The 4,162-nt window shown below is 73.5% G+C and carries 1 protein-coding gene; it reads left to right on the top strand.

Annotation, left to right across the window (positions count from 1 at the left end; translation table 11 throughout):
* Positions 1-4,162, top strand: a 4,162-nt coding sequence (locus ACZ7L9_RS37980) for an SDR family NAD(P)-dependent oxidoreductase (RefSeq protein WP_471422083.1), incomplete at both ends; no start/stop codon positions are given.

Raw genomic sequence — 4,162 nt, 5'->3', positions numbered from 1 at the left:
TATTCGACGGTGAGTGGGGAGCCGGTCGACACCTCTCTTCTGGACGCCGATTACTGGTACCGCAACCTCCGCGGAACCGTGCGCTTCGAAGAAGCGACCCGTCTGCTGCTGAACCACGGCCACGACGTCTTCGTGGAGATGAGCCCGCACCCCGTGCTCACCACGGCCGTGCAGGAAACCGTGGAGTCGCTGGAAGCCGTCGAGGAGGACGGCACGACCTCACCCGACGGGGTCGTGGTCCTCGGCTCCCTGCGGCGGGGCGAGGGCGGCACCGAACGCTTCCTGCTCTCGGTCGCCGAGGCCCAGGTGCGCGGAGTCCCGGTCGACTGGCAGCCGGCCTTCGACGCCGCCGGCGCGGGCGTGGTGGAGCTGCCCACGTACGCCTTCCAGCGCGAGCGCTACTGGCCCGAGCCCGTCGACACTGCCGCCGGCCGCGACGACACCGACGCGTTCGACGCCCCGCTGTGGGACGCGGTCGAGCGCGGCGACGGCGACGCCCTCGGCCGACTGCTCGGCGCCGACGCCTCCACCTCCTACGACGGGCTGCTGCCGTTGCTGTCCGCCTGGCGTGACAAGCGCCGGGAGCTGAGCGAGGCGGAGAGCCTCCGCTACCAGGTGGTGTGGCGTCCGGTGGGCGAGACGCCCCGACCCGCGCTGCACGGCACCTGGCTGCTGGCTGTCCCCGCCGCCCTGCTGCCCGGAAGCGAAGAGCCGCCGGCGGCCGCGCACGGCATCGTCGCGAGAGTACGGGACGCTCTGACGGCCCTGGGCGCGCAGCCGCACGTCCTGGCCGTCGACGCCGACACGGACCGCGAGCGGCTCGGCGAGCGGCTCGTCACCGAGCTCGCGGAGCTGCCCCAGCCCCGCGGCGTGCTCTCCCTGCTCGCCCTTTCTCCCGGGACCGCGCCCGCCTTGCCGGACGTGACGGCCGGACTGAGCGGCACCCTCGCCCTCGTACAGGCCCTCGGCGACGCCGCGGTCAACGCGCCCCTGTGGTGCGTGACCCGCGCGGCGGTCCACGCCGACTCCGACGACGTGGCGGCTGACTCCGGCCAGGCACAGCTGTGGGGCTTCGGCGCGGTCGTCCGTCTCGAACATCCGGAACGCTGGGGCGGCCTCGTGGACCTGCCCGCGACCTTCGACGGACAGACCCCCGACCGGATCGACGACCGGGATCTCCGCAGACTGTGCGCCGTCCTCGCCCAGAGCGGTGAGGAGGACCAACTGGCCATCCGGGCCACGGATGTGCTCGCCCGACGCCTTGTCCGCGTTGCACGCACGACGGAGGACGAGGACATGGGCGAGAACGCCTGGCGTCCCTCGGGCACGGTGCTCGTCACCGGCGGCACCGGCGCGCTGGGCGCCCGCTTCGCCCGCTGGCTGGCCGGACACGGTGCCGAGCGCCTGGTGCTGATCAGCCGCCGGGGCATGGCCGCGCCCGGCGCCGCCGAGCTGGTGGCCGAACTGACTGGGCATGGCGTGGCGGTGACGGTCGAGGCCTGCGACGCGGCCGACCGGGACGCGCTGGCCGCCGTACTGGACGCGGTTCCCGCCGACCAGCCGCTGACCGCGGTGGTCCACACCGCCGGCGTCCTCGACGACGCCGTGATCGACGCGCTCACCCCCGATCGGCTCGCGGGCGCCCTGCGGCCGAAGCTGACCGCCGCCGTCAACCTGCACGAACTCACCGCCGGGCAGGACCTGGACGCCTTCGTGCTGTTCTCCTCCGTCATGGGCGTCCTCGGCAACGGTGGCCAGGCCGCCTACGCCGCCGCCAACGCCTCCCTCGACACCCTGGCCGAACTCCGCCGCTCCCAAGGGCTGCCGGCCACCTCCGTGGCCTGGGGCATCTGGGGCGGTGGCGGCATGGTGAACGACGCCGTCGAGCAGCGGATGCGCAGCCGGGGCGTGCCCCCGATGCCGCCCGAGCGGGCCATCGAGGCACTGCCGTACGCCGTCGGCCGGACCGAGGCGTCACTGGTCGTCGCCGACATCGACTGGGAGGCCTTCGCCCCGCGGTTCACCGCCGGCCGGCCCAGCCCGCTGCTCGCCGAACTTCCCGAGGTACGCAGAGCGCTCGCCGCCGCGTGTGACGCCGGCGGCGCGGACACCGGCGCCGGGGGGCCCGCGCTCGCCGAGACCCTCGCCGGGCTGTCCCCGCAGGAGCAACTCCGCTTCGTGCTGGACCTGATTCGCACCCAGGCCGCGGCGGTCCTCGGCCACGCCACCCCATCCGGGATACCCGCCGCCAAGGCATTCAAGGAGATCGGCTTCGACTCCCTGACGGTGGTCGAGATGCGCAACCGCATCGCTGCGGCCACCGGTCTGCGTCTGCCGACCACCCTGCTGTTCGACAACCCCACCCCGACGGCGCTCGCCGCTCACCTGCGCACCCGGCTGCTCGGCCGGGACGCGGCGGAGCCGGACCAGGACTCCGCCGTTCCCGGTACCTCCCCCGTCCCCGCCTCGGCCGACGACCCGATCGCCATCGTCGGCATGGGCTGCCGCTTCCCCGGCGGGGTCACCACCCCGGAGGACTTCTGGGAACTGCTCGTCGAAGGCCGCGACGTCGTCGGCGACCTGCCCGCCGACCGCGGCTGGGACCTGGAGAACCTCTATGACCCCGACCCGGAGGCAGCCGGCAAGAGCTACTCCCGGGAAGGCGGCTTCCTTTACGACGCCGCCGACTTCGACCCCGCCTTCTTCGGGATCTCGCCGCGCGAGGCGCAGTCCATGGACCCGCAGCAGCGGGTGCTGCTCCAGGTCTCCTGGGAGGCGCTGGAACGCACCGGGATCGACCCAGTCTCGCTGCGCGGAAGCTCGACCGGCGTCTTCGCCGGAATGGTCTACCAGGACTACGGGTCCCGGCTGCACGAAGCCCCGGAGGGCTTCGAGGGCTACCTCGTGACGGGCAAGTCCTCCAGCGTGGTGTCCGGCCGCATCTCGTACGTCCTCGGCCTGGAAGGCCCGGCCTACACCGTGGACACGGCGTGCTCCTCCTCGCTGGCGACCGTCCACCTGGCCGCCCAGGCCCTGCGCAACGGAGAGTGCGCGCTCGCGCTGGCCGGTGGCGTCACCGTGATGGCAGCCCCCGGCATGTTCATCGAGTTCAGCCGCCAGCGCGGACTCGCCCCGGACAGCCGCTGCAAGCCCTTCTCGGCGGCCGCCGACGGCATCGGGTGGGGCGAGGGCGCGGGCATGGTGGTCCTTGAGCGGCTGTCGGAGGCTCGGCGCAACGGGCACACCGTGCTCGCGGTGATCCGCGGCTCGGCGGTCAACCAGGACGGCGCGAGCAACGGCCTGTCCGCCCCCAGCAACCCGTCCCAGCAGCGCGTCATCCGCCGCGCGCTGGCGAACGCCGGTCTCACCGCCGCCGATGTGGACGCCGTCGAGGCGCACGGCACCGGCACGACCCTGGGGGACCCGATCGAGGCGCAGGCGCTGCTCGCCACGTACGGACAGGGCCGGGCGGAGGACCGTCCGCTGTGGGTCGGCTCCCACAAGTCCAACATCGCGCACCCGCAGGCCGCGGCCGGCGTGGCCGGTGTGATCAAGACCGTACTGGCCATGAAGCACGGCAAACTCCCCGGAATCCTGCACTTCGACGCCCCGTCCCCGCACGTGGACTGGACCACGGGGGCGGTACGACCGCTGGCCGAAACCATCGACTGGCCGAGCGGCGACGGTCCGCGCAGGGCCGGCGTGTCGGCCTTCGGCATCAGCGGCACCAACGCCCACATCATCCTGGAGCAGGCCGGCGACGACGTCCCGGAGCACACCGGCGACGATGCGGAAGCCCAGGACACGGCCTTCCCCTGGCTGCTTCACGGCCGCACCCGGCAGGCCCTGCGCGACCAGGCCGTACGGCTCCGCGACCACCTCGACGCCCTCCCGGAGCACACCGACCTCGATGTCGCCTTCTCCCTGGCGACCACCCGGAGCGTGTTCGAGCAGCGCGCGGCCCTCGTCGCGGCGGACCACGACGGATTCCGCGCGGCCCTCGACGCGGTCTGCGACGGCACGGACGCCCCCGGAGTCCTGCGCGGCACGGCGAAGGCAGGCGGCACCGTCTTCGTCTTTCCGGGGCAGGGTTCGCAGTGGGTGGGGATGGCTGCGGGGCTTTTGGAGGAGTCGGAGGTTTTCGCGGCTCGGATCGGGGAGT

The sequence above is a fragment of the Streptomyces sp. NPDC111516 genome, from assembly GCF_055635345.1.
This window is presented reverse-complemented; position numbering and strand designations above follow the sequence as displayed.